At 45.2% G+C, this 25,472-nt stretch carries 25 protein-coding genes, 1 tRNA gene and 1 riboswitch; of the genes, 16 read left to right on the top strand and 10 right to left on the bottom strand.

The window, feature by feature from the left end:
• The first annotated feature begins 148 nt into the window (after positions 1-148).
• Positions 149-1,258 (top strand): 3-phosphoserine/phosphohydroxythreonine transaminase, encoded by a 1,110-nt coding sequence (gene serC / locus GA0116948_RS15795; RefSeq protein WP_240619226.1) that lies wholly within the window; start codon positions 149-151, stop codon positions 1,256-1,258.
• Positions 1,259-1,413: 155 nt separating this feature from the next.
• On the opposite strand, the gene GA0116948_RS15790 is transcribed toward serC, so the two are convergent.
• On the bottom strand, positions 1,414-3,807 hold the full coding sequence (locus tag GA0116948_RS15790; protein WP_089713964.1) for an ABC transporter permease: 2,394 nt from the start codon (positions 3,805-3,807) through the stop codon (positions 1,414-1,416).
• Between the two features lie 196 nt (positions 3,808-4,003).
• Between GA0116948_RS15790 and GA0116948_RS15785 the strand changes: the two genes are divergently transcribed.
• The 8 genes from GA0116948_RS15785 to GA0116948_RS21815 all read left to right on the top strand — a co-directional run bounded on the left by GA0116948_RS15785 (position 4,004) and on the right by GA0116948_RS21815 (position 10,900).
• Positions 4,004-5,248, top strand: a complete 1,245-nt coding sequence (locus GA0116948_RS15785) for a DUF1015 domain-containing protein (RefSeq protein WP_089713962.1) — start codon at positions 4,004-4,006, stop codon at positions 5,246-5,248.
• Between the two features lie 134 nt (positions 5,249-5,382).
• Positions 5,383-6,447 (top strand): tetratricopeptide repeat protein, encoded by a 1,065-nt coding sequence (locus GA0116948_RS15780; RefSeq protein ID WP_165798502.1) that lies wholly within the window; start codon positions 5,383-5,385, stop codon positions 6,445-6,447.
• Between the two features lie 95 nt (positions 6,448-6,542).
• Positions 6,543-6,863, top strand: coding sequence for a hypothetical protein (locus GA0116948_RS21515; RefSeq protein WP_205686154.1), 321 nt, complete (start codon positions 6,543-6,545; stop codon positions 6,861-6,863).
• Positions 6,832-7,083: a hypothetical protein gene (locus GA0116948_RS21510; RefSeq protein WP_205686155.1), complete on the top strand. Its 252-nt coding sequence runs from the start codon at positions 6,832-6,834 to the stop codon at positions 7,081-7,083. The genes GA0116948_RS21515 and GA0116948_RS21510 overlap by 32 nt, the downstream gene beginning before the upstream one ends.
• A gap of 287 nt (positions 7,084-7,370) precedes the next feature.
• Positions 7,371-8,039 (top strand): YceI family protein, encoded by a 669-nt coding sequence (locus tag GA0116948_RS15770; RefSeq protein WP_089713958.1) that lies wholly within the window; start codon positions 7,371-7,373, stop codon positions 8,037-8,039.
• Positions 8,040-8,294: 255 nt separating this feature from the next.
• Positions 8,295-10,085: an AMP-dependent synthetase/ligase gene (locus GA0116948_RS15765; RefSeq protein ID WP_089713956.1), complete on the top strand. Its 1,791-nt coding sequence runs from the start codon at positions 8,295-8,297 to the stop codon at positions 10,083-10,085.
• A 58-nt stretch (positions 10,086-10,143) separates the two neighbouring features.
• Positions 10,144-10,215: transfer RNA gene (locus GA0116948_RS15760), tRNA-Arg, on the top strand.
• Between the two features lie 352 nt (positions 10,216-10,567).
• Positions 10,568-10,900, top strand: a complete 333-nt coding sequence (locus tag GA0116948_RS21815; RefSeq protein WP_240619227.1) for a serine O-acetyltransferase — start codon at positions 10,568-10,570, stop codon at positions 10,898-10,900.
• A gap of 99 nt (positions 10,901-10,999) precedes the next feature.
• Here the strand turns inward: GA0116948_RS21815 and GA0116948_RS15750 are convergent, their stop codons facing one another.
• On the bottom strand, positions 11,000-12,088 hold the full coding sequence (locus GA0116948_RS15750; RefSeq protein WP_089713953.1) for an acyltransferase family protein: 1,089 nt from the start codon (positions 12,086-12,088) through the stop codon (positions 11,000-11,002).
• A gap of 388 nt (positions 12,089-12,476) precedes the next feature.
• Here GA0116948_RS15750 and GA0116948_RS15745 point away from each other — a divergent pair, with 388 nt between their 5' ends.
• Positions 12,477-12,701: a polysaccharide deacetylase family protein gene (locus GA0116948_RS15745; protein WP_123891835.1), complete on the top strand. Its 225-nt coding sequence runs from the start codon at positions 12,477-12,479 to the stop codon at positions 12,699-12,701.
• A 31-nt stretch (positions 12,702-12,732) separates the two neighbouring features.
• Here GA0116948_RS15745 and GA0116948_RS15740 read toward each other — a convergent pair whose 3' ends face one another.
• From GA0116948_RS15740 to GA0116948_RS15705, 8 genes are all read right to left on the bottom strand, one after another.
• Complete coding sequence (locus GA0116948_RS15740; protein WP_089713949.1) at positions 12,733-13,476, bottom strand: SDR family oxidoreductase; 744 nt, start codon at positions 13,474-13,476, stop codon at positions 12,733-12,735.
• Positions 13,469-14,389 (bottom strand): Gfo/Idh/MocA family protein, encoded by a 921-nt coding sequence (locus GA0116948_RS15735; protein WP_089713947.1) that lies wholly within the window; start codon positions 14,387-14,389, stop codon positions 13,469-13,471. Before GA0116948_RS15735 ends, GA0116948_RS15740 begins: the two co-directional genes overlap by 8 nt.
• Positions 14,386-15,099, bottom strand: a complete 714-nt coding sequence (locus tag GA0116948_RS15730; protein WP_089713945.1) for an acylneuraminate cytidylyltransferase family protein — start codon at positions 15,097-15,099, stop codon at positions 14,386-14,388. The genes GA0116948_RS15735 and GA0116948_RS15730 overlap by 4 nt, the downstream gene beginning before the upstream one ends.
• Position 15,100: 1 nt before the next feature.
• Complete coding sequence (locus GA0116948_RS15725) at positions 15,101-16,144, bottom strand: nucleotidyltransferase family protein (RefSeq protein WP_089713943.1); 1,044 nt, start codon at positions 16,142-16,144, stop codon at positions 15,101-15,103.
• A gap of 340 nt (positions 16,145-16,484) precedes the next feature.
• Positions 16,485-17,573, bottom strand: a complete 1,089-nt coding sequence (locus GA0116948_RS15720; RefSeq protein WP_089713942.1) for an acyltransferase family protein — start codon at positions 17,571-17,573, stop codon at positions 16,485-16,487.
• Between the two features lie 533 nt (positions 17,574-18,106).
• Positions 18,107-18,388, bottom strand: a complete 282-nt coding sequence (locus GA0116948_RS15715; RefSeq protein WP_089713940.1) for a hypothetical protein — start codon at positions 18,386-18,388, stop codon at positions 18,107-18,109.
• 1,179 nt (positions 18,389-19,567) lie between these two features.
• On the bottom strand, positions 19,568-19,849 hold the full coding sequence (locus GA0116948_RS15710; protein WP_089713938.1) for a hypothetical protein: 282 nt from the start codon (positions 19,847-19,849) through the stop codon (positions 19,568-19,570).
• Positions 19,850-20,212: 363 nt separating this feature from the next.
• Positions 20,213-20,911 (bottom strand): peptidase associated/transthyretin-like domain-containing protein, encoded by a 699-nt coding sequence (locus tag GA0116948_RS15705; protein WP_089713936.1) that lies wholly within the window; start codon positions 20,909-20,911, stop codon positions 20,213-20,215.
• 185 nt (positions 20,912-21,096) lie between these two features.
• On the opposite strand from GA0116948_RS15705, the gene GA0116948_RS15700 reads away from it, so the two are divergent.
• From GA0116948_RS15700 to GA0116948_RS15675, 6 genes are all read left to right on the top strand, one after another.
• Positions 21,097-21,528, top strand: coding sequence for a MarR family winged helix-turn-helix transcriptional regulator (locus GA0116948_RS15700; RefSeq protein WP_089713934.1), 432 nt, complete (start codon positions 21,097-21,099; stop codon positions 21,526-21,528).
• Positions 21,529-21,572: 44 nt separating this feature from the next.
• Positions 21,573-21,992 (top strand): organic hydroperoxide resistance protein, encoded by a 420-nt coding sequence (locus GA0116948_RS15695; RefSeq protein WP_089713932.1) that lies wholly within the window; start codon positions 21,573-21,575, stop codon positions 21,990-21,992.
• Positions 21,993-22,339: 347 nt separating this feature from the next.
• A complete protein-coding gene (locus GA0116948_RS15690; RefSeq protein WP_089713930.1) occupies positions 22,340-22,942 on the top strand; it encodes a phosphatase PAP2 family protein in 603 nt (200 codons plus the stop codon).
• A 105-nt stretch (positions 22,943-23,047) separates the two neighbouring features.
• A complete protein-coding gene (locus tag GA0116948_RS15685; RefSeq protein WP_089713928.1) occupies positions 23,048-23,515 on the top strand; it encodes a hypothetical protein in 468 nt (155 codons plus the stop codon).
• Between the two features lie 202 nt (positions 23,516-23,717).
• Positions 23,718-24,368: a tetratricopeptide repeat protein gene (locus tag GA0116948_RS15680; protein ID WP_089713927.1), complete on the top strand. Its 651-nt coding sequence runs from the start codon at positions 23,718-23,720 to the stop codon at positions 24,366-24,368.
• A gap of 153 nt (positions 24,369-24,521) precedes the next feature.
• Positions 24,522-25,139, top strand: a complete 618-nt coding sequence (locus GA0116948_RS15675) for a DUF6580 family putative transport protein (protein ID WP_089713925.1) — start codon at positions 24,522-24,524, stop codon at positions 25,137-25,139.
• Positions 25,140-25,183: 44 nt separating this feature from the next.
• Positions 25,184-25,391: riboswitch (cobalamin riboswitch) on the top strand.
• Positions 25,392-25,472 lie beyond the last annotated feature (81 nt).

The raw sequence follows: 25,472 nt of genomic DNA, 5'->3' as shown, positions 1-25,472 counted from the left end.
AATATCAAATATGTGTTGAACCGCTTTTTCAAAGAATAATCTATCTTTGTTTTACTGTCACACTTTAGCCATTCCTTATACCATAGCAAACTGCCGGATTACGTAAGCCCGGCGTATTTTTTCTATTTCCTCTGAAAAACCAGACAACGTGGAACAAAATAACGAAGCATTTAACCTTGACCGCAACATGAAGGTGCATAACTTTAACGCAGGCCCGTCTATATTACCCAACGAGGTATTATACAAGGCCAGCAAAGCGCTTATTGATTTTGAAGGCTCCGGCATGTCCATCCTGGAGATAGGACACCGTACGCCACCCTTCGTGGCCGTGATCGAAGAAGCTCGCAGCCTGGTAAGGGAACTCATGCAACTGGAAGACGACTTTGAAGTGCTCTTCCTGCATGGTGGCGCCAGTACGCAATTCCTGACCATCCCTATGAACCTGCTAGAAAGCGGGGAAACAGCCGCTTATACCGACACGGGTGTATGGTCATCCAAAGCGATCAAGGAAGCAAAATTGTTTGGCTATGTAGATGTGGTAAGCAGTTCCAAAGACCGTAACTACAATTTTATTCCCAAAGATTTTACGGTTCCTCCCCAGGCCAAGTATTTGCACATTACTACAAACAATACCATTTACGGCACCCAATGGCACCACATCCCTGAAACTGATGTGCCCCTGGTGGCTGATATGAGTTCAGATATCCTGAGCCGCAGCATGGACTTCAATAAATTTGCCCTCATTTATGGCGGCGTACAAAAGAACATGGGTGCTGCTGGCGCTACCGTGGTGGCTGTGCGCAAAAGCATACTGGGTAAGGTAACGCGCAATATCCCATCTATGCTGGACTACCGCGTACATATCGACAATGCGTCTATGTTTAATACACCCCCCGTATTCGCGGTTTACATTTCCATGCTCACCCTCCGCTGGCTGAAAGCACAGGGCGGCGTAGCAGCCATCGAAAAGATCAATGATCGGAAGGCAGCGCTGCTTTATGGAGAGATAGACGAGAATCCTCTATTCCGTGGCACCGTGGTAAAAGAAGACCGCAGCAAAATGAACGTTTGCTTTATCATGGACAAGCCGGAACTGGAAGAGGAATTCCTGAAATTCACCAAGAAAGAAGATATCGTAGGCATTAAAGGCCACCGCAGTGTGGGAGGCTTCCGCGCTTCTATTTACAATGCCCTGCCGCTGGATAGTGTGGAAGTAATGGTAGAGGCGATGAAGTATTTTAGCATGAAAAAAGCTTAAACGTTTTTTGAATAACCACTATGTTTTAAGAAAGGCACCGGGATATCCTGGTGCCTTTTCATTGTAGGCAGGAAGTCTTTTACCCCCCCCCTATGTGTAACAAGTTGATCCAAGTTTCCTTTCATGCCGAAGAGCGGTAACAATACGCCATGTTTTTATTCTGTGCGCAAGCTCTTCACCGGATTGGCCATCGCCGCCCGGATAGCCTGGTAGCTGATGGTACAAACCGTGATGAACAGGGCCACCGCCGATGCCGCCAGGAATATGCCAGCACCCAGGTGTATACGATAATTATATTGCTCCAGCCAGTGCTGTAAAAACATCCACGCCACCGGCGCAGCCAGTAAGCAACTTATTCCTACCAGCCATACAAAGTCTTTAGACAATAACATCCATAGCTGCCATATCGTAGCCCCCAGCACCTTGCGGATGCCGATTTCCCGTGTGCGCTGCGCTGCCATGTAAGTAGCCAGGGCAAAAAGGCCCAGGCAGGAGATCAGGATGGTAAGTCCTGCAAAAATGGCCGCCAGCGTACCCACCAGCTTTTCCAGCGCAAACTTGGCTGCATAGTCTGCGTCTACAAAGTTATACTCATACGGGTAAGCCGGATTATAGCGCTCGAATATAGCTGTCAACTTACCAATGGCAGCCACCGGTGCTACCTTGTTGGACAAGCGGTATAGCAGGTAATTACCCCGCCGCCCATGAACATATATGGCAGGGCTTACCGGCGTGTAAGGCGATTCCATAATAGCATCTTTTACCACCCCGATAATAGCTACTTGTTTTAATTCCGGGCCATGGGCACCTCCTTCGTAATATTTTACCAGCTTACCTACAGGGTCTTTAAGATGCATGGCCCGCACGGCCGCTTCGTTTACAATAATCACGCTACTATCGGCCTGGGCATTTTCCTGGAAGAAATTACGCCCTTCCAGCATTTGCATGCCGGTGGTGGCAAAATAATTTTTATCGATTTCCATAATACCGGTACCTAACTGGTTGGGGGTTTGCTTGCCCTCCCAGCCATCCAGCATGGTGTGGCTATCTACCCAGGTAGCCCCGGAGCTGGTAAGCGAAACACTTTCTACTACGCCGGATTGCATGATATCATTGCGCAGGGCGGCATAGTTGCGGTTCAGGTCTTCACTCATGGCCGTACTCACCAGCCGGTTGGTATTATATCCTTTAGGCCGGAGCTGCGCATACCTTATTTGCTGGTAGATGACAGATGCGGCAATGACCAAGGTAACAGAACAAACAAACTGCAGAACTACCAGCGCCTTACGGGGCAATACCATGGTATGGCTGGCCTGCAAGGTGCCTTTCAGCACCCGCACCGGCAGGAAAGAAGATAAGTAAAATGCAGGCCTGGCCCCCGCCAGCAGCCCGGTAAGCAGGAGATAGCCACCCATAACGAGCCAGAAACGGAGGTCGCTGAAAGGTATCCGTATGTCGCAAGCCGTTAGGCGGTTAAAATACGGTAGCGCTATGATTGCCAGTAAGAGGGCAAAAACAAAGGCTATACAGGTAAGCAGGTAGGATTCCAGTAAAAATTGCACAATAATCTCACTGCGGCTGGAGCCTACTACTTTACGCACCCCCACCTCCCTGGCCCGCCGGTCTGACCGGGCTGTGGCCAGGTTCACAAAATTTATGCAGGCAATCAGCAGCACCATGGCTCCGATAAGGCAAAACATGCGCACATACGCGATGAGGCCACTCCCATTTTGATCTTCCTGGTATTCCGTGTACAAATGCCAGCGGCTAGCGGGATAGAGGAAGGTAATAAAGTGCTGCATATTTACATCCTGCGAGCGCTTATAAAGCCCCGCAATCCTATGGTTCAGGGAAGCAAGATCCGTATGGGGCGCCAGCCTTACCCACATTTGGAAGGAGTTGTTGCCCCACTGGTTGCGGGAATTTGCTATCCAGTTACGGGTTTTTTCCAGAAAGGCAAATGGCAGCAGGTAGGCAAAACTAACCGTGGCCGTGGAAGGTATATCTTTCAGTATGCCGGTTACTTTTACACTGTTATCATTGTCTATCTTCACCAGCTTGCCCATCGGGTTTTCCTGCCCAAAAAGACTGCGGGCAGTAGCGGCGGTGAGTACAATGCTGTAAGGCTCCCGGAGGCAGGTAGCCGGGTCGCCGTCCAGCAGGGGATAGTCTAAAATGCGCAGGTAATCTGCCCCGGCACCTATGCCGCCCAGGTATAATTTTTTATTTTCAGCTATCAGGCTACGGTATTCCAACCAACCGCTTTCCGCTACGTAGCGGATGCCGGGCATACCGGTCAGTGCCTCCTTTACCGGCAGCGATACAGAAGGCTGCGTGCGGTCTAAGTCTAGTTGCTTTATATGGATCATTACCTGCGCCGCTTCCCGGTAGCCCGGAAAAAAACGGTCGTATTGAAACTGGTATACCGCCCACAGCCCAATGAGGAGCGCCACTGCCATGCCCAGTCCCAGGCCAAAAATATTAATGGCGCTATAGCCCTTATGATACCAGGTATTACGCCAGGCAATTTTCAGGTAACTTTTTATCATGCAAAGGAAATTTATAGTATTGCCGCAAAAATGTACCAAATACCGGAATCCATCATTATCAAGGAGATACAGGTAAGCACTGGCAGCAGCTTGTCCGGTTTTGATACAGCATTTGTTTGATTGTGAACAGAATAGCCGGGAAAAGCTACGCACGATTTCCTATTTTTACGGTTCACCAGTCTTTTACACACCTATCATGGCGATTATTCAACCGTTCAAGGGGCTGCGGCCCTTACCAGATCTGGCTTCCCGCGTGGCTGCGAAGCCTTACGATGTGCTGAGCGCTTTAGAAGCAAAGGAAGCCGCCCACGGCAACCCGTATTCTTTTTACCACGTTTCCAAATCAGAGATCGATTTACCCGACCATATCGACACCCACAGTCAGCAGGTGTATGATAAAGCCGCCGAAAACCTGCACCATATGATTCAGGAAGGTACACTCTTCCAGGACAACGTGCCCTGTTACTACATTTATAAACTGGTGATGGATGGCCGTTCGCAGGTAGGACTGGTGGCGGCTTCCGCCATATCGGACTATAACGCTGGCATTATCAAGAAACACGAATTTACCCGTCCGGATAAAGAGCTGGATCGCATTAACCATATCAAAACCACCAAGGCGCAAACGGGCAATGTGTTCCTGGCCTATAACGATGTGCCGGAGGTAAATGCCCTCATCGACCACTGGATGGAGCAACACCCTCCCGTGTATGAGTTTACCGCCGACGATAATATACAGCACACCGTATGGGTAGTAAACGAAACCGATGTGGTGAACAGCATAACCCAGTTGTTCCAGGAAAAAGTGCCCTGCACCTACATTGCCGATGGGCATCACCGTGCGGCCTCTGCCGCACTGGTGCAAAAGGAATACAGTAGCCTGGGTAACCTGCAACCGGCCGGCGCCGTGAATTATTTCCTGACCACCATTTTCCCGGCCAGCCAACTGGCCATCCTGGATTATAACCGCGTGGTGAAAGACTTGAACGGCCTGGCCCCGGCAGATTTTTTGTCGAAGCTGGAGTACGACTTCGATGTATTTGAAGTAGGTCATACGCCTAAAAAACCCAATGCCCTGCATGAATTTGGCATGTACCTGGGCGGCAGGTGGTATCATCTTATAGCCCGGGAAGGCACCTACACCACAGACCCCATCGGAGTGCTGGATGTAACGATCCTGTCTAACAATATACTGGACAAACAACTGGGCATTAAAGATCAGCGAACCGACAAAAGGATTGATTTTGTAGGTGGCATCCGGGGGCTGGGTGAGTTGGTAAAAAGAGTAGATAGCGGAGAAATGCAGGTAGCCTTTGCCCTGTACCCCGTTACCATCCAGCAGCTGTTTGACATTGCCGATAGTGGCAACGTGATGCCCCCCAAAAGCACCTGGTTTGAACCCAAACTGCGCGATGGGCTGATCACCCACCTGATCGCCTAAAGAAATGTAGGCTTGCGGCGGCCCTCCCAGCCGCCGTTTCCACCCTCCCGTTCGTTTGGTATTATTATTGGTAGATGGGCGCGGAACAGAAATACCTTATTTTTGACAGCAAACGACAGCGAAAAGGAATGACTATGCGGTTTTCTTTATGGAAAAGACTGATGGCCGGGGGCTTGCTCCTGCTCACGCACGCCGTGATGGCCCAAAGCCAGGACGCCAGCGAATTATTTAATACCGCACACAGCTTCCTGGTAGGAGGCGATTATAACAACGCCATCCTGGTGCTAAACCAGGCCTTACAGCAGGAGCCGGATAACTTACAGTTTAAAAAAGAACTGGGATTTGCCTACTACCTCAAGGGCGACATGTCCAAGGCCCGCAGCATTATAGACCCACTGATGGATAAGAAGGACGCCGATGTTCAACTGTTCCAGATAGCCGGCAATATTGCCCAGAGCCGCGATGATGTTAAAAGCGCCCAGAAGATTTACGACCGGGGCCTGCGCCGCTTTCCCAGTAGCGGGGAACTGCACAATGAAAACGGCCAACTGCAACTGAAGCTCCTGATGAACGATGCCGCCATTAAGAGCTGGATCACCGGCATCCGGGTAGATCCAAATTATCCCGGTAATTATTACAACGCTGCCCGCGCGTATTATTACATTGGCAAAGAACCGGTATGGGCTATCATTTATGGTGAAATTTTCCTGAACCTGGAAAGTTATACCGACCGCACCGTGGAAATCCGCGAACTGCTCCTGGAGTCTTACAAAAAGCTCTTCTCCGATGCCCGTCTTTTTGAAGCCGTGAATGACGACAACAGCGGCAAAAAAAGTAAACGCAGCCGCAGTGGCGAAGAAGACTTCCTGACCGCCTATAAAAAGATTTTGTCTAAACAGGCCATGGTGGTTACTACCGGCATAGATCCGGAGTCGCTTATTATGTTACGCACCCGCTTTCTGCTAGACTGGTATGCGTTTTACAGCGTAAAATTCCCCTACGCTCTTTTCGACTACCAGCAACAATTGCTGAAGGAAGGGCTTTTCGAGGCATACAATCAGTGGATATTTGGCCCCCCCTCTAACCAGGCCGCTTTCCGCTCATGGGCTAACCTGCACAAACCCTCCTACGATGCTTACATCCAGTTTCAGCGCGATCATCCCCTGAAACTGCGACCGGATGAGTATTATGGGAAATGATGGAAGCTGGTACCAAAAGGTAAAATATGGCAAAGGCTGCGCAGTAATTATTGCGCAGCCTTTTTCTTACCTTAGAAAAATACAACTTCCACGGAATGATCCACCAAAACATGCACATGCTGAATGCTGCCGTGAAGGCAATGCAGGCGCGTGGCTTCCACGCCCAGTACCCCGAACATCCGAAAGCATACAGCGAGGCTGCCCCTTCACAGGGTGAGGCTGCTTTTAATGCTGCTCTCCACCAACCTTTCAAAGCATTGCTTCAGACCGGCGAAACCGGCTGGGATGGCGGGGAAACATCGCCCTACACCCTGGAAACGGGGGGAGCTATCCACTTTTTACAACAGACACCTTGGTGCAAAGGGCCGCTATTGCCGCAAAAACATGGCGGCAAACGTAAAGCTGATCGACTATAACGGCGGCAGTGCATTTGGACGCTACGTGGAAGGGCTGGGAGAAAAGACTGTATTTACTGAAAAAGCTGCTGTAGACTCTGTCATCCCCGACGCTGTAAACGACCTGGATGCTGTATTAAAAAACCTGGTCCTTTTCCGTATGCCTCTACGCTGGCCAGATGTGTACGACCCCGCAGAACTTTTTCATTCCCGGATCCGGCGTACATACACCGGCGGGTAAAGTGGGGTATCACAAAAACATTGTATTTGTACCGTTGTCGCTGAATTTCACCGGTCCTATCTGGGTAACCAGCACGCGGCCTTCTCCGATTTTCATGTAACTGGGGGCAATCCGGCGGGCAATGCCAGTTTTACCAACCCGGAATTTATTACCCTGCGTTTTGTATGGGTAGGTTATAGGGAAATGATTAATTAGCCCTAATTTTGCATATAATTTCCGTTTTACACGCCCGTTCCTGTGGCGGGCATAACTCCAGATTACAGTTAAATTGGCAAAAACTAACGACGATGCATATACGATACTTATTAATGGCCCTATTATTTGGTTTACTCATGAGCGCTTGCCAGGAGGCGCCCAAGGCGGATGCTGCGTCCGTAACTACTGCCCAGGCAGTGGTGCCCATGGAAGGTGAACACCTTTCCTTGGACACCGCCCATAGCGAAATAGAATGGATTGGCACCAAGCCCACAGGCAAGCACCATGGGCGTTTTAAGCTCTCCAGCGGTACGGTATACCTCTCGAAAGATACCGTGAGCGGCGGCCACTTCGTGATTAATATGAAGTCGCTGGAAAACATAGACCTGCTGAGCGATACCGCCATGAAGAACAAACTGGAAAGTGAGCTGAAAGGCACCCAGTTTCTGGAGGTAGACAAATTTCCGGAAGCCATATTTGACATCACCGGCATTGCCCGCTGCCACCCCGGCAACGGCGATGGCCTGATCATGAAAGACGCCACCCATATGGTGCAAGGCAACCTTACCATTCGCCAGATCACGAAGAACATCAGCTTTCCGGTGAAGATAGACTTCACTGCAAAACATGTGATTACCGATGCAAATTTTAATATAGACCGTTCCCTGTGGGGCATGAACTATCGCATTGATAAATCTATGCAGGACAAACTGATTAACGCTACCGTAAATATTTCCTTACACATTGTGGCCAACCGCTAAGCGGGTGCCCTTCTATGCATAAAGGCTGCAAGCCCCGCCGCATTTGCGGTGATGGTTTGCAGCCTTTTGCGTACGGGATGTACACGTACATGCTTTGTTAAAAGCGGGCGGGATAGGACTTTCCGGCCCCCCTTTTATCCACAGTACTTGCTGGATAAGATAATTTAATTAAATTTATAATACACGCGTTATGATAAAATTTTCCCTTCTTTAAAAGAGGTTCATGCTGCGTGCATTTCACCTAACAATCAGCATATGCATCGACCCGAAAGATTATTTGACGTAATTGATTTCCAGCTCGAACATTCTCCCAAAGAAGATATGCTGGCAGCCAAAGTAAATGGAACCTGGGTAAAACATAGCACACAAGCCGTGAAGGCATTGACGGATAAATTAAGTTCGGGCCTGTTACAATTGGGCATCAGCGCCGGCAATTTAACCCCAGAAGGCCAGGACAAAATCAGCATCATTTCGCAAAACCGGCCCGAGTGGCTCATTACCGACCTGGCCATCCAGCAAACAGGTGCCGTGGTAACCCCCCTTTATCCTACCATTTCGGAACAGGAAATTGAATTCATGCTCACCGATGCGGCAGTAAAGATTGTTTTCGTGAGCGACCAGGCTATTTATGATAAAATAGCCGCCATCCGCACAAGGATACCCAGCCTTCAACATATTTTTTCTTTCGATAAATTAGACGGTGTACGCCACTGGAGCGAGGTTGCTGACATGGCCCGCGACGAAGACGCCGGCAAAATAGCAGCCATCAAGGCCCGTATTTTACCAGATCACCTGATGTCTATCATTTATACCTCCGGCACTACCGGCACCCCCAAGGGCGTGATGCTGACCCATCATAATGTAATGAGTAATATTGAGGCCTGCCAGCCTTACCTGCCCATTACAGCGCAGGCCCGCTCCCTGAGCTTTCTGCCGCTTAATCACATCTTTGAGCGCATGGTGTCTTACCTGTTTATGCGGGCTGGCGTTCCCATTTACTATGCAGAAAGTATGGACACCATTGCCGATAACCTGCGGGAAGTGAAACCCACTATTTTTACAACGGTACCCCGCCTGCTGGAAAAAGTGTATGAAAAGATCATGGCCAAAGGCCTGGAGCTAAAGGGTATAAAACGCGCGCTATTTTTCTGGGCGGTGAACCTGGGCAAAGAGTACGATATTAATAAACCCCTGGGCACCTGGTACAAACTACAACTGGCATTAGCCAACAAAATTATTTTCAGCAAATGGAGGGAAGCCCTGGGCGGGCGCATACAAGCCGTGGTAACCGGTGCCGCCGCCTGCCAGGTACGCCTGCTGAAGATATTCACTGCAGGCGGTATTCCTATCCTGGAAGGATATGGACTTACAGAAACATCGCCGGTGATCAGCGTAAACCGTTATCCCGTGGAAGACCGCATGTTCGGTACCGTAGGCCCGGTGATCAGCAGTGTTGAGGTGAAGATTGCCGACGACGGTGAGATCCTTTGCAAAGGCCCCGGTATTACCAAAGGTTACTATAAACGACCTGACCTTACCGCCACCGCCATAACCGAGGGCGGCTGGTTCCATACCGGTGATATCGGCGTGCTGGTGAACGATAAATTTTTAAAGATCACTGATCGCAAAAAAGAACTGTTCAAAACCTCCGGCGGCAAGTTCGTAGCGCCCCAGCCAATTGAGAATAAATTCCGGGAGTCTGTTTATATCGAGCAATTGATGGTGGTAGGGGAAGACCGTAAATTTACCGGAGCGCTCATTGTACCATCTTTTCACAACCTGCGCGACTGGTTCCAGAAAAAAGGCCTCCCCTACCCTGGTAATGAGCAGGCCATTCTGCTGCCGGAAGTGCATGCCCTCTATCAGCAAACGGTGGACCGCTACAACCAGTTTTTCAGTCACATTGAGCAGATAAAAAAGTTTCGGCTGCTGGCCCAGGAATGGACCACCGACAGCGGTGAAATGACGCCCACCATGAAGCTGAAACGGAAGGTGATTTTGGAGAAGTATAAAAACGAGATAGCACAGATTTATAGCCAGTCATAACCTTTTTTCCGTGAAAACCTGTATTTTTGCGGGCCTTCCGGTTTTGGGAGGATATTTGGGCCCGGTAGTTCAATGGATAGAATAGGAGTTTCCTAAACTCTAGATACAAGTTCGATCCTTGTCCGGGCTACGGAATAAAAAAAGTCAGCAAAATTGCTGACTTTTTTTATTACCAAAATGATATTTAGTACCTTTTCACCTTCACTTATTTAGAAAGTAATCATACATCTTTCCATTTAAGATAAAAACACAATATTACCAACAAAAAGGACTATTTACATTATCTTAAAGAAGATCAAAAAGCATTGGGAGCCTATACTAAATATCCCGTGCTTTCCGATAACATTATGACACTGCTTACAGATCCCTGCTGGAAGTTTCAGAAGCTTATGCGTAAATTGGAATATTAGACTAATTGCAAAAAACACCCTATTTGGAAACCATATATCTATCACCTGCGAAAACAATTTCAAAGGGCAAGTGTGAGTTTAGGCTTTAGCATTCCCATCAATATATTCGAAGAGGGGTTATGCATAGTCCATTACGGCAGTATTGTAGCAAGCAGGCATGCAAAAATCGGAAAAAATTGTACTATACACTCCTGCGTAAACATTGGCGGTAGTAGCGACCGCACAGCGGCAAAGATAGGGGACAATTGTTTCATAGGTCCTGGTGTAAAAATATTCAACACTATAGAAATAGGAAACAATGTAAAAATGGGGGCTAATGCAGTAGTGAATAAAAGCTTCGAAGACGGGAATGTGGTAATCGCGGGAACTCCTGCTAAAATAGTACGACAGCTAATTGCTACTTAGTTAATTATCAACCTACCAAACCCGTCATCAAACCTTGCCCCGTCAGCAAAGAGTTCCGCTGTTCGGTGCTTATAAATTCACCGCCTTACCATAAACAATCTACGCCTCTGCTGATATTACCACTTTGTCTGGGGCTTTCTCTACTTTATAAGAAAAGGAGTTGGCCAGCTTCATGAAGTACCGTTCGAAATAATGATAAACAAAATAGGATATTACGAGCGTCATTACTATAGTCATAGTCATCTTCCATCCTGGAGACAGTTGTAATACGGTATTCTCCATGGAAAATATACTTTTCTTAAGCATAAGATAAACGATAGGATGCAGCAGATAAACAGTATAGCTACATTCTCCCAGCAGCATCAATGATTTGTCAATAATACCGGGAAAACGATAGGTGCTTTTGTAAAGTGCAAAACAAATAAGAAAACAGCATATTGAAAATACGATACGATTTAGGCCCGCAGCAACATTTATGCCGTTGGGTGAATAAAAAGCAAATATTAAAGATGCAACAAGTAAAACGGATAAAGCACCTTTATTGGATAACTGTATTTTATAAGACCAATACCCTATTAGATACCCCCCCAAAAATAAAAACACTTGATTGAGCGGATTCACGTAGTCAATCCACTCCTGCCCCACCAGAATCTCGGGTTTCAATCTAAAAAAAGGGAAATATAAAAAGCACCCTAACAAAAACGCTGCAAATAAGTAAAGCCCGATTCGACTTTTCTTTGAAAGAAAAATAAAAACTGGAAAAAACAGGTAAAAAACAAGTTCATTTCCAATAGACCATGTTCCGGTGGCATAATAGCCCGTCCACCTGATTAGCCCAAATGCCCCTGTAAAATTAAGTAGTAACCCCCTCCATGTTGGCATAGTGCCATTCAATAATAGCGTTAATATGATCACTAGCCATAGTAACGGATATATACGAAAGAATCGTTTTAGGTAAAATCCCTTTAAATCATTAACAGATGGTATCATTTTTTCAAAATATACATGAAACAATGTTAAACCACTCAGCACGTAAAATATTGATACGCCATACACTCCAAATATCCCTAACGGCGAAAGCGGGTTATGAAGGTCGAGTTCCCAAGTAGACAAGTGATATATCATTATGCCAAAAGCGGAAAGTCCCCGTAAGTAATCCAAAGAGTAGAGGCGCTTGTAGCTATTCATAATTCTTTTTTATAGGTTTGATCCTGATTGTTAGCATTGTAAATGTATCAAAAAACAAAATATGCGTATGAGACAATATTTCATCCTGTTGTGCTCTTAATAAGATGAACTAACCTAATTATAGCTCATCGATCATTGTACAAATGCGTTTCCGATACTAGATGCGGAAAGGCACGGGACACCTTTTATACGCCTATGCAAAAGAGAAAGAGCTTACCGTATAGGATGTAAACAAGATACATCTCAGCCTTACGGCGGTCGCGGATAAGCAAAAACTGATAAAGGAGATTTACGCTTTGTTGCATGTTTATCGCAATGAATACATCCTGCAGACCAACACCCTTATTTCAGCAAACTAGCCCTTACATGCCGCTTCGATACCGCAGAAGTGATCTTTATTAAGCGCATGCTGCGGGTGGAACTGTTAGAAGCACTACGCAACCTGGTTACCAATGCACTGTTCAAAAAATTTGTAAGTAGTGGCTACCAGAGCATCAGCCGCCAACTTTATATAGACCTGGAACAAGTAGTTGTATGCAGTGTAACAGTATGCATATTGGCGGCCATGCCCGGCCTTCTTACAACCCATAAGCAATGGATACTTCTCCAATAATGCGAAAATCACGTTCCGGCAGCCGCCACTATTAAATAGCAGTCCAGCCTCCATCTATCACCAAGTTATGCCCAGTAATGTAATTGGCAGCTTCACTTAGAAGGAAGGCTACGGAGGGCGCAATATCCTGTGGGGTACCCAGTCTTCTCAATGGCACCTTGGCCTCATATTGGCGGACAAATTGAAATGGTTGATGATCAAAAATACCACCAGGAGAAATACAATTCACCCTTACTCCATGCGAACCATAATAAGCAGCTAGGTACCTGGTAAAATTAATTAGCCCTCCTTTTATAGCAGCATAAGCAGAAGGGTTAACAATAGTAGTCCCTTCGTATATGGAAAAATCGGGGCCTACGATCCCATAAATGGAGGCCACATTTATCAGGCTGCCATTCCTTTGCTTTTTCATTTGATTAAGGACCTGCTGACAACACTTAACATATCCTACAAGATGCCAGGTCACATTCTTTTCAAATGACTCCATCGATTCTTCACTAAATTCCTGTTTGCCCCAATCCGCTGTTCTCGGATATGCATTATTCACCCAGCCATCTATCCTTCCGAATTTATCGACAATCAGTTTTATGGCACTTTTAATGCTATCTACATCGGTGATATCAGCGTTAATATAATGTGTATTTATATCGGTTTCCCCGACCTTGTCTACAGCAATAACCAACGCTTCGTGGTTACGCAAATAAGTGATAAACTCACTTCCCAATAGTCCCATGCCGCCTGTAACGACAATAACCTTTTGTTTTATGTTATTCATTATTCAAACAAATTTTTAAAACATCGAAAGCTGACTGAATGTCATTCATCAGACTGCTATCATCCTTCAAACAGGATAAAAAGTATTTCATCTGTTCTCTATAAGTATAAAGAGCATCCACGTTAGCAGAAAACACTAGGTTATCATCATCCCATACCTTCTGCCCCTGAATATCCGCAATGATCGTTTTATCCTCGAAAACAATTTCAAAGGTCCGTTTCGCTTTCCGCCTATAGTAATTAAGAACTACATTAACTGTATACCCCTCATATTCCAGCAAATAGTTGGCATAATCAACAGCATTCAGATTCAGAGAAGACTTTCTAGTAAAAGTTGCTTTTGCAGATAACGGTTTCCCCAATAACCAGACAATGTAATCAAGTTCATGAATGAGATCAAGATGTACTCCCCCTCCCATTTCAGCATTAGCGCTATATACTTCCCTAAAATTAACTCCTGGTCTCCACTCGGGAAGATAAGAGCCCGCGTAAACATTTACTTCATTGATACGATGATCACCAGAGGCCAGCATATTTTTTAAAAAAATTATGCATGGATGAAATCGAAGATTGCAGGCGATATAGGTCTTAATCCCTCGTTTTACAAATTCTTCAACAAGTGTGTGTCCAGGTTGTAAAGCATGAAACAACGGCTTTTCAATAAAGACAGGTATCTGATATCCAAGTAACTTTTCTAATGTATAGTAATGGGTAGATGTGGGGTTGGCAACAATAATAAAATCGAACATAACACCAGCTTCTTCCATTGAAGTTATATTGGTTACACCAGGCACTATTTTATCGGACAGCCCACTTCGAAGTGCATAAATATTCGTACCTCCGCCACCAATCTCTAGCAGCACCCGGATATGTTTTTGACCGATAGATCCCAAGCCAAATATTAACACATTCATAGCATGAAACTGAGTTTCCCATTAAGCAATAAATACTCCATAAAGTCAAAATCCACAGGTTCATCCAGGTCAAAACAAGTGTGGGGTATTTCATATACCAAAGACTTGTCTGTTATCGCAGTTGTACACGGTCCATCGAAGAAGGCTCTTTTGTATATATAAAAAGAGGCATTCATGTCGTATACCCTTGGAGCAGATTGCCTGGTAACAAAGTCACCCTTTTTCGCAAGTCCAAAATAACCATCTTCATTTTGCTCCACCATATTGAAATATGGATTACGCTTGGCCGGACTTACTGAAAAAATATTAATTGCTTCAGGATCAGATTCAAGCATTCTGAAAGCCACGCTCACATCAACATGGGTTCTGAATGGAGATGTTACGTCCATATCAATAATATAGTCAAACTTTTTTCCTCGACTGGCCTCTTCGTACCTGAGTACATCCAAAATCACTGGAATTTTACCTATGGAGTCCGTTGCAAGATCAACAGGTCTTTTATAATCGGTATGCAATCCGTATTCCGCGGCTGCTTCTATTATTTCATTCGCATCGGAAGAAAGCGCTATTACACAATCCTTTCCTGCAGCAAAACTCTGCGCAGTTTCTATCGTATATCCAATCAATTTTTTACCTGCTAAAACACGGATATTTTTTCCTGGAATACCTTTAGATCCTCCTCGAGCACATATAGTTATGAGTATATACATCTTAAAATTTTATATGCCTTACATCGTTCTGCGCCTTTTCAAAATCTTCATGCCGGCCAATATCCAGCCAATATCCCAGAATGGGATAATGCACAACCTTCCGCTTCCCTGAAATCAACAACTCCATGAAATCCGTTGCATTAAAAAAAGTATTCACTTGTAATAATTCAAGCAATTCCTTTTTAAAAAGATATATACCACCATTTGAATAGTAACTATAAGTTGGCTTTTCGTGAAATGAGCGAACATTTCCATTATCAATTTCAAGTACTGCATAGGGAATTCTTACCTGATAAGGGATACTAGCCACCATTAAGTCTGCATCCGCTTCAATAAAAGATTTATAAAAGTCCGCGAAATCAATATTGGTTAAAAGATCCGAATTCATTAAAAGTATATGCTCCGTATTAAAAGAGGGTATTAAGCTAAGTGACCCGAATGTCCCTAATGGTATATTTTCCTCCACATACTCAATATGCACTCCTTTTAAAGATCCATCATTAAAATATTTTTTAATTTGATCACCCAAATACCGGACACTAATAATAATTCGGTCGATACCAAAATTAACCAACCTATCAATATTGTGTTCAATAATAGGTTTGCCGCCCACCTTCAACAATGGCTTCGGGCAATCTTTTGTAAGTGGCATTAACCTTTCTCCTTTCCCCCCTGCCATTATGACCGCGTCGAGCGGCAACATGGTTTCTCTTACGCGAAGATTAAGAATATCAACAATTTTATGCGCTTCATCAAGAATAGGGATAACTTTCAGATTCCGTCTTCGATAACCTTCAATCTCGGAAATAGTATAATCTCCTAAACGTATATATACCGGATTGGGTTGAATAAAAAATGTTATAGGATCATTTAAGGTAAGTCCTTTGATAAATCCCCGCCGGATGTCTCCATCTGTCATGGCACCCAAAAGCCTTTCATCGGCATCAATTACAAACAATATTGCATCAATACCCAATGTATTTAACTTCTTCAGCGCTTCTGTAACACTTTCCGTTTGATTAATTAAATGCTTACTAAATTCCATTATGCTTGGTCAAAGTATTTAAATAATAAAAAAGAGCTGCATAACACAACAACTTAGGGCTTCCACCATTCCATCAAGGCCGTCATCCAAACACTTAAAAACAAAAACTGAATCTATAATACTTCCCAAACGCTTAAATAGGATTCATTTTTTTGAATATATGTGAGGTTAGAATCACGTTTATATAGCAGAAACCCTGCCCATAAGTTACAAATCTATATAAAATAACACATAAATGTTGCCAAATAGAATCTGTTCTCAGGTATCGCTCTCATGCTTAACTCCGAAGGTAATGAAGTTACAACGACATCTTAAATTATATAAATATCCACTCAAGCATTTATTTTAAGTGTTTTCTTTTTTGAAACAATAGTTTCTTGTACCATATTTTTTCCATAAATGGTTTCTCTACCAATAAGAAAAAGAATATACTGATCAAGAGGGTTACAAACATCACAATCCACGCCAGCGCCACCCAATTAAAAGCATACCACTTACTGAATCGATATCTCATTATAGAATTTAATACAATGAAGATAATAGAGCAGTGAATTAAGTAAATCGTATAACACATACCTCCAATGGTAACCAATATCCGCTTACTAAAAACTGCCTTCCAGAATGGGGTAAACAACGTCACGTAATACAGAATAAAGATCATAAACGGCAATGCCAGCCCCCAAATAAACACCTGAAACCAGTTCTTGGACCCGGAAGGCGCATATAACCATATTGCAAACAACATTATACCTCCCAAAAGAGCCGCCAATCGTGGATTTATATGTAAATTCATCGGAACGAGATAAAGATCCGCTAATAAAAATCCTATCAGAAAATATTGTACCTGGTCATATAATAAACGGAATGGAGGTTGATAAAAGCTTTTTAACAGGATGAAAAGTACTGCACTCTGTATAATTTTGGTCCTCCGCGTGACAGTACTGGTAGATTTAAAAAATGCGGCAGCCAGCAATGTGGCCAGTATGTAAAACTGCACCTCTATTTCAAGGCTCCATGCTACGGGATTTACAGTTGGTAACACCAAACGCGGATGAAAAAAGTTAAATGTGTAGGTTAAAGAATGTAATAAATCTGGCAATAATACGCCAAATGCATATTTATGCTGAACAAATACAATATACGTAAACAACAATATCATTACCAGTATATAAGGAGGCTCCAGCCTGGTCACTCTTCTCAGAAAATATGTTTTGAGCTCGGGACGTTTACCTCCAGTGAGGTAATGTTTTGCAAAAGGCAATCCCAATATAAAGCCACTTATCACAAAAAAAAGCTGTACACCGTAACTTCCATGGCTAATATAATTCTTCCAGAACTCATGGTCACTGATAGCACTGTTATAAACCCCCGTATACTTTGTGTTGATGATGCCGTTTACATGGTATAGAAAAACAGAAAAAATTGCCACGAAGCGTAGTCAATCTATTCCGGAATAAGCTTTCCGGAGGAAGTTACCCTTTGCAATCTATTCAAGATAGCATCGCCTAAATATTTCAACATACTGTATATTTAAAGAATTCTAACATCACCTACCTAGTTATTATTAACGTGAAAATGCATTCTTTACCCTGCGTCCCATACCGACTACAGCATTCATTCCAGGCAATTCAATAAATCTGTAAGTAATTGAGCTAAGTGTTACCAATACCACACTTCAAGCGGTAATTACTATCCAGTACCCCAGGCAGATAACCCAATTGAAAACGGGAAACCCAGTACAAAACGGAATGTAACGGAAAGCACCAACCCATGCAAAAGATAAATGCTATAAGAATTTTGCCCTAACTGCCGAGAAGCAAGATGTGACAATATTCCAAACAACGTATTTCCACAAGCAAAGCAAGCAAATACTATCATCATACAAACATATGGAACAGGAGTATATATATTCTCGAACAACGTAACCACTATTGTGAGTAACAAAATTACCAGCACGGATGCCTAGTTACTGGAAACAATTTCCCGCAGACGTTCGTTACGGTTTGCATATGCAGCGATGATACCGCCAAAAAACATGGCAAATTTCCGGAAAGCACCTCCTGTAGAAAAGATAAAAACAATTGCTAAAAATCCTATTAAAATAATACCGGAAAGGATCAGTACAACAATCGATGTTTTGATCCTAAATAACAGAACGGCAAAGAAAGGCAGTGAAAAATAAAAAAGCCACTCAAATCCCAGACTCCATACAACAGCTGCCACAATTATATCGGGACCGGCCACCTCGTTAATATTCGGTTCCGAAAAAAAACCATCCCTTGCATTCGTTCAATACAACTGGTAATGGCTCCTGTAAAGTCCATCGCGAAATAGTAAATACTACGACCAGTAAAGCGAAAACTGTAGAAAGATATAAAGGAAAGATACGCATTATGCGCGATACATATATCTTCAACCAACCAATAGGTTTACTCCTAGCCGCCATCAATTTGAAAAAAAAGGAAAGAAGTAATCATAAAGGATAGTGACACACTGCTTGGTCCAAAATGGCTATATAATAAGGAAGGAGGTACAGACAATTTAATAGTAAGCAAGTAAAGAGGCCATAAAGATGAGTGGTGCAGTAATACAAAAACAGCCAGATAACCTCTAATAACGTCAACAGCCACATCCCTGGGGCGGAGCTACCCCCAACCAACGATATACCAAAGTACTTACTAGCAGGATGATTAATAAGATGGGCATAATAGGGATAAGGCTTACCGACGTCATTTAATTCATTTGAACGCTAAAATAAGCATCCTCTACTACTTTCCAAATTCCTTATTTTAACTCCTTCAATCGTTTTGTATGTTACCATCCGCTCTTCAGCATAATTTCGGACTGGGCACTGCTACGCAGGAGCGTTATGTTCCCATGTTCCACCAGCTGGAATTGCCGTCGCGTAGTTATGCTCAGAGAAGGCAAATATCCCAGAAAGCATTCCTATTGATCAAAGGCTGCACGCGTGTGGTTCAATAGCCAGGGCTGTTAGCTCACCTGCCCATTTTTCTTTGAAAAGGAAAATGTATTCATCTATCGAAAGCAACACCATAATGCCGTATATCTGCAGCAAATGATGAAAGTATTCTTTGATCGAAACTGCACTACCTGCAATTATTTACTTCCTTCATCCGTGATACACCCACCGAGCGTTATCAGTACCTGCTAGCGAAACATCCGGAAATGGTGCGCCTTGTGTCACAGCATTATATTGCTTCCTACCTGGGCATTACACCTGTGTCGCTCAGCCGTATCCGCAGCAAACTGCTGCGGGCGGCACGGCCTTAAACTATTCACCTGGCTAACGTAGCAGAAGCCTGGGTGTGGCGTGATGTATTAGTGATTGTAAATTAGTGTAAGGCATAAAAAAAGCGGGTGTTTCGTTCGTGAAACACCCGCTTTTTTTATGGGATACTGAATTTAATCATCTTCCTCCTCATCATCATCTTCTTCCAGCCATTCCAGGTAGCTATAGTACCAGTCTTCTAGCTCCTCCAGCAATTCTTCCTTTTTGGCCGGATCGTTTTTGAAAAATTCATCCACGTTATCGAGTTCTTCCACGATATCGATGTAGGCACGTTCCTCGTCTTCTTCTACTTCTACCCGTTTTGCGAAAAAGCGTGGCGGTTCTGTATGGAAGATATATTCATTATCCGGATCGGTGATCGGATCATCTGCAATCATAAACTTAGGTAATGCCATGGTCTGAATTTTTAGCGGTAAACGAATGTATTGATTATCCCGTTACAAAATTTGATCCATCCTGGCTTTTTCTATAAGCATGGCTGGTGGGCCGTTATAATGGCAGGATCATTAAATTAGCTTCCGCAATCTGTGGACAATACCGTTTCCTTATTTCTTCCTGCCACGTTTTTTAGCGGGCGGGACGCGTTTTTGAGATAGGTAGTCCTAATGTAATGCCGCCCAACAACATATAGCAGGTATAGTTACTAGCCGTACAGGGCCTGACAATGTGCAATACTGCTTGCATATGTTGTTATTTAAAGTAGTAATAGCAGCCATACCCATCATGCGGGGATGGGCCTTATGCGGCACGGACGCCATTTACCGTACGGTTTTGGTAGTAGTCTTGATAGTCATCTTGCCCATCACCATGGGGCGGAGGTCCTGCAATTGTATATCCAGGAATTTATCCGGGTGTTGGGCATCCATCACTACTTTTTTATTAGCATATGGTGCTGCTTTTACCAGCAGGTAGGCCTTATCAGGCAGCAGTGCAGCCATTTCCAATTTAAAGCATCCATTCGCATCTGTTTTTGTTTGCCTGGTAGTATTGCCCAGCAACACGGTCGCATTGGCAATGGGCCTGGACCCATTCTTTACACATCCTGAAATCACTGTGTAAGGCACCACTTCCCCTACTATCATTTGTTCGACGCCCGGCGGGCAACTCACCTGCTGCGTGGCCACGGGCTTTTGCTGCTGCGCATGCAGGCTGTCTGGCAGGGAAAGCAGCAACCAGGAAGCCAGCACTACCGCCGCTGGGAGCGTAGGCATGCGGAAGGGTACGCGGTGTGCAGGATGTAACACCAGCGGGCGTTCTAACTGTTGTGCCGCAAAGCGTCCACAGCAACCGCCGGCCAAACGGGTAATGGTAGCAAGCATGTCGGCATCGCTCATTTGTGTAAAATCGATCACCGTTTTCTGGCAGCTCCCGCAGAAACGGCCTCCCATGGCAGACTGCATGCCTTCCCATTCCTGGGAGCAGGGTGCATCAACCTGTAATTGCATGGATCTTTTCATAACAACAAGATTTTTAATGGATGAAAGGCCGTGTTGAAGCCAGATGTATTTACTGAAAGATGGTAAATGACCCGGTATTCCATAACGCTGCAACATTTTTCTCCAACAACTTCTTGCCGCGATTTCAAAATTTATTTGGCCAGTACAATGAAACAAACTAATTTTACACAATCAAATTGTGTACAATGCAAAATTTAACACTCGAGGATCATTTGTGTTTTACCATATACGCACTTTCCCGGCAATTCACCTGCGTGTACCGCCCGGCGTTGGATGCGTTGGGTATCACCTACCCGCAATACCTGGTAATGGTGCTGCTGTGGGAGCAGGATGGCCGCAGCGTAAAAGATTTGGGTGCACGCCTTTACCTGGACAGTGGTACCCTTACCCCACTGCTGAAGCGCCTGGAAGAAAAACAGTTGCTGCATCGCCAGCGGGACACCACCGACGAGCGCGTGGTGCTGGTACACCTTACCGCTGCAGGCAAGGCCCTGCAGGAACAGGCACCCACGGTAACCGGGGCATTGCAGGATAAAATGAATTTATCCCTGGACCAAATTAATGCCCTCCGGGGCCAGCTATCTACATTGCTACATAGCCTGGAACCTACTTATTAGACTCACTTAGACTCACATTTACTTCATCATAAAAAATTTATCAAATGGAAAAGTTGTATACGGCGAAAGCCACGGTAACCGGCGGACGTAATGGCCATGTAACCACCCCCAACGGAATTCTGGATGTAGACGTTAGGATGCCGAAAGAATTAGGCGGCCCTGCTGGTAATTATCCTAATCCCGAATTGTTTTTTGCCGCAGGATATGCTGCCTGCTTCGACAGCGCCCTGTCGATGGTGATACGCAATGAAAAGATCAGCGGCGTAGGCATCAACAATACCACGGCAGAAGTAAGCATTGGCAAAGACACCGATGGTGGTTTTGGTTTGTCTGTAGTTCTTACCGTGGAAATTCCCGGTGTAGATAAGGCAGTAGCGGAAGACCTGGCCCATAAAGCTCACCAGGTATGCCCCTACTCTAAGGCAACCCGCAATAACATCGACGTGCAGGTTATTGTAAAATAATCTACATAAAAAACTTTGCAAAAAAGGCCGCTACCCTCATGGGCAGCGGCTTTTTTGCGCCAATCCACTGCCATGGGCAGCTACAACTACAGCAGGTTGATAGCCCTCCATCCATTTGTTAACCGTTTGTTATCACCCCCCAAATGCTTACACTGACCAAGTCAAAACCAGCATTGGCGAAATCCTTCTTTGTAGCTTGGCAGCTCCGCCTATCTTTGTTATAGGTTTTTCATAGGATATGGTTAAAATTTTGAAGGCGGTGTTCTCACCGCCTTTTTTTATGCGACACTATGTGATTTTATAAATGAGATAAATTGATTATTTAGATTATCCTAATTTTGATACCTATGAAAACCCTGCCGCCTGCACTTGCGCGCCTTGCCCGCTTTGTTTCCGTTATCGGCCATCCGCTCCTGCTTGGCTCTCTCGTAGCCTTGTTCCTTTCTTTCCGGGCTTACGGCATACGACAGGCCATCATTGCTGCCGGTATTATTATTGGCGTAATTACACTGCCGGTTACGCTCTTTATTTACCGTAAGACCCGCAGTGGGGTGTACAGCAATTTCGACATATCGGTTCGCCAGCAACGCACCTCTTTTTATTTTTTCCTGATCGGGGCTTTTGTATTGGCCACCGCCATCCTGCTATTAACGCACCAGCCCTGGCCCCTTACCTTGGGCGTAGGGTTTGCATTGGGAATGATGGCAATATGTTTTGGGGTGAATTTTTTTATCAAAGCTTCCCTGCACAGCGCCATGGCCTTTTTCCTCTCGTTTACGGTAATGTTTTATAGTTACCCCCTGGGCGTGGCTATGCTTGTATTTGCGGTATTGGTAGGAATTTCCAGATTATTGCTGGGCCGGCACACCCTGCGGGAAATTTGCAGTGGCGGGATCATTGGCATACTTACCGGTCTGGGGCTTTTATGGGCCCTGTGTCCGGCAGCTTAAATAGTTGGCAACCATTACAACCAAACGCACTTATTATACGTTAATAACTCCATACCGCATGGTGAAAATGGTCACCCCCTTTCCCCTTATTTTTAATGTTTGTGTATGCATAATATTATTATTGCGGAGCAACGCGATCAAGTCGTTTTGATTGATGTACAGGATGTTTTCGAGCAAGTATTTCAGATACCGGTGAAGGCGCTGGCCAATATAAAGAAGGTGGATCAACGCCTGGTATCTGCCTGGATATACGAATTGCGGAATAAACGTTGGGCTACAGTACCTTTCCTGTACGACCTGGCCACCGCTATCCAGATTAAAGTACCTGACAACCAGATCGATTGGAAGCACACTTTTTATATTATTGAAAACGACGATTACCATCAGCAGGTAGCCACGTTGAAGGCGCTTTTTTCCACCTTCCCCCAGGAAAAGCCCGACGAGGATAAAGTGGCTTACTTCAAAAAGGAGCAAAGGCAAACCCGCTACCACGATGTTGAAATGGCCATCCTCCAGATTGTGCGGAACAACCTGGAAGATCATGCATTACCCTACCGTGGTAGCTGGACATGAGTACCCCTCTTTCTATTAACCGAATGATTACACCTGGTTTTATTAGCCCCGATCGCATTATTTCCCTATCCCCGTCCTATTTCTCTTTGCCTGTATGTACAAATAATTTAGGACATACCGGCCAATTCTTCTTGCAATCCATTCTTCCGGTCTTCAAGTCTTCTATTTTGCGTTATATTTGCGCCTCTTGATGTAAACGAACATGAAAGCATTGAACTTATTTGTGCGCTATCGCCTGCCTTTGGGCATTATTTTACTGATTGGCGGTATCGTGATGGGCATTACCATCGGCTGGTGGGAAGCTACTATCATTCTCTTCCTGGCCGTAATTTGCCTGGTAACGCATTTTATGCTAGGACCCATGCGCCTGGTGCAAGACGCCGTGGAAGCTGGCGATATGGAAGGTGCCATGCGCATCATGAATAGTATTAAATTTCCCAATTTATTATATAAGCCTATCCGCTCCGCCTATTATTTTATGCAGAGCAACCTGGCAATGACCAACCAGGATCTGGATAAGGCCGAAACCGCTATTCGCCAAAGCATTAAGTCTGGCAGCCCCCTGAAAGACCAGGAAGGCATGCAATATTTCCAGTTGGGCGCCATTGCCCTCCAGAAAAACGACATTAAAACGGCAGACACCAACCTGCGTAAAGCCCTTCGCCTGGGTTTGCCAGACAAGGAAAATCGCGCCGCTGCTCTCCTCCAGCTTACTACTATCGCCATGAACCGCCGCGAGTTTAAGGTGGCAAAAGATTTTTTCCGCCGGGCAAAGGCCGAAAAGCCTGCCACTAAGGAACTTGTAGCCCAGATTAAGGAGATCGATAAATATATTTCCCGGATGCCAGGCTGATGCTTCTTACCGCATAAAAAGAGGTTGCTTTTTACGAGGCAGCCTCTTTTTTTATGCGGCGCTGGGGGGGGCCGGTGAGGGCTTTTTGCCGTCTGTCCAAATTATTGTACGTTTGCAGGAGTCTTATTTTACTACAATTTTCTCTGAAAAATTATGTCTATTAAGCAATTTAATCCCCGGGTAGGTGTACTGCTGCTGTTTATTCTGGCAGCAGGCGTATTGCGCATAGCATTTGCCAAGGCTGGTGCAGGCCATCTTACACCGCTGAGCAATTTCTCGCCCATCGGCGCTATGGGACTTTTTGGCGGCGCTTACTTTGCGCAGAAATGGAAATCATACCTGTTTCCTTTGCTCACCCTGTTGCTGAGTGACGTGCTGATCAATAGTTTCTTCTATCCCAACTATTCATCCATGATCACGGGCATGCTGTACGATGGCTGGTATTTTACCTACCTCGCCTTTGCCGGCATGGTGCTTATGGGACAGTTAATTATTAAGAAAGTAACTGTATCTAACGTGGTGCTGGCGGCTGTTGCGGCCGCGTTTATCCACTGGATCATTTCCGATATTGGCCCCTGGAAGTTTGGCACCATCCCGGGTACCAGCCAGCCGTATGCACAGACCTTTGGCGGTTTCATTCACTGCCTGGTAATGGCCATACCTTTTGAGCTGAACCTGCTGTACGGTAACCTTATCTACGGCGCCTTCTTCTTTGGAACATTTGAGCTGATGCAGCGCCGCTTCCCGGTGTTGGCTAAGCAAAGCCTATAAATTCAGTAATCGGCTGCCGCAACCCGGCGGCCGATTTTTTCATCCACCCATTTCTCATACCCGGTTGTTCCGAGGCTTTCGGCCCCGGAACATTAAAAGGGAATCCGGTACTAAGCCGGAGCTATTCCCGTAGCTGTGATCCGCCGCACCTGCGTGTGCAATTGTGTTGGTCCTTACGCCACTGTTTTATGAACGGGAAGGCGACCAACACATAGCGGTAAGCCAGAAGACCTGCCGGTATGTTATTCCGTTTCCACCGCTTTCGGGTAAAAAGCGCAGAACATCTACCAGCCGGCCGGGTTTCCTGGCTTTCCGGTTTTTTATCTGCATTGC

The organism is Chitinophaga costaii, assembly GCF_900094705.1.
GTDB lineage: Bacteria > Bacteroidota > Bacteroidia > Chitinophagales > Chitinophagaceae > Chitinophaga > Chitinophaga costaii.
The sequence above is the reverse complement of the archived record's forward strand: the minus strand, read 5'-3'. Positions and strand labels throughout refer to the sequence as shown.